We start from the raw sequence: 1,689 nt of genomic DNA on the forward strand, positions 1-1,689 counted from the left end.
TCGGTGCCAGGATCGGTGCCAGGGTCGGTACCGGGATCGGTCGGCACGGGACCGAACACGGCGTCCCACTGTCCGGACGAGATGACGACATCGCCGCGACCGTAGATGGTGGCGTCGCTGGGGTTCGAGTGCTTCTGCCACACGAGCACCTCGTAGGACTTCGTCCGATCCAGCGATCCGGCCGGTGCATCGAGCGTGAACGAGCTCGCGCCGGCGGCGACGGTCGGCATCACGAACGCGGCATACCCGCCCCCGCCGCTGAGTCCCGACTCCGTGCCCTTCATGATCAGCGCGGCGTACGTGCCTTCGACCTCGGGCAGGCCGGCGGCCTGCACTTGCACGCTCACGCCGGAGGTGGTTGCCGACGCGACCGTCGCGGTGACCGCAGCGCCGGCGGCATGCGCTGGCGGGACGATCACCGCGCCGGCGGCGACGAGGAGAAGGGAGACGAAAGCGGCGAGCAGCACGCGTATGCGGGTGCTCACCGAGGGTGCGGGGGCTGTGGTGTTCACGGTTCTCCACGGCTCCGGGCGCACCGAGAAGCAGGCGCGCCGGCGGTGCCGCAATGCAGTCGGGCGAGGAAGGAGTTTTGGTTAGGCTTAGCTAAGCAAGCCGCCGGTCCCGAGCGTAGAGGTGCGGATCATCGCGCGTCAAGTTTTAGGATAGCCTTGCCTAATGCGTCGAGTTCCCGCCCTCCTCTTCGTCGCCGTTCTCGCCCTCGGGCTCACCGCCTGCGCAGAACCGGAGGCCACCGCGGCACCGGCCTCCGTCGCCGATGACGACTGCCCGCAGGCATCCGTCCCGCTCGCCTCGCTTGACCTCATCGACGACGTGCGCACGCACGAAGGCCCCTCGACCGCCTGCCTGTCGAGTCACGCGATCGAGCCCGTCGACGACGACAGCGCTCCGAAGCTGCCTGTGACCGTGACCGACAGCGAGGGCCACGAGGTCGAGATCAGCGACGTCGACCGCATCCTCCCGATCGACATCTCGGGCACGATCGCATCGACCGTGTTCGCGCTCGGCCTCGGCGATCAGGTCGTCGGTCGCGACGCCTCCACCGTCTTCGCCGGTACCGAAGACCTTCCCGTCGTGACGAAGACCGGTCACACGCTCAATGCCGAGGCGATCCTCGAGCTGGCCCCGACCGTGGTCCTCACCGACACCACGATCGGCCCGAAGGAGGTGCGTCAGCAGTTGCGCGACGCGGGAATCGCGGTCGTCGTGATCTCCAGCGACCGGCGACTCGACACCACCGACGAGCTGGTGACCGAGATCGCCGCCGCTCTCGGTGTGCCGAGCCGCGGTGAAGCACTCATCCAGCGGCTGGATGCATCGGTCGACGAGACGCTCGCGGAGATCGCCGAGGTCGTTCCCGCCGACGAAGCCGAACGCGCACGGATGCTGTTCCTGTACGTGCGCGGCAGCGCGAACGTCTACTACATCTTCGGCGAGGACTCCGGAGCCGATTCGCTGATCGACGCCGTCGGCGGTGTCGACGTGGCGGCCGAGATCGGCTGGGAGGGTATGAAGCCGATGACCGCGGAAGCCCTGGTCGCCGCACAGCCCGACGTCCTCGTGATGATGACCGACGGCCTGGAGTCGGTCGGCGGCATCGACGGACTGATCGAGCGGATCCCCGCCGTGGCAGAGACCCCCGCCGGAGCGAATCGCCGCGTGATCGACATG

At 68.5% G+C, this 1,689-nt stretch carries 2 protein-coding genes; one reads left to right on the forward strand and one right to left on the reverse strand.

What is annotated here, in order from left to right:
- Positions 1 to 512, reverse strand: a 512-nt coding sequence (locus DSP71_RS21935) for a hypothetical protein (RefSeq protein WP_220151076.1), incomplete at its 3' end; no start/stop codon positions are given.
- A 163-nt stretch (positions 513 to 675) separates the two neighbouring features.
- Here DSP71_RS21935 and DSP71_RS04295 point away from each other — a divergent pair.
- Positions 676 to 1,689: hemin ABC transporter substrate-binding protein (locus tag DSP71_RS04295; RefSeq protein ID WP_258546252.1), on the forward strand; the 1,014-nt coding region annotated here is incomplete at its 3' end.

This window comes from Microbacterium sp. H6, assembly GCF_003314775.1.
Taxonomy (GTDB): domain Bacteria; phylum Actinomycetota; class Actinomycetes; order Actinomycetales; family Microbacteriaceae; genus Microbacterium; species Microbacterium oxydans.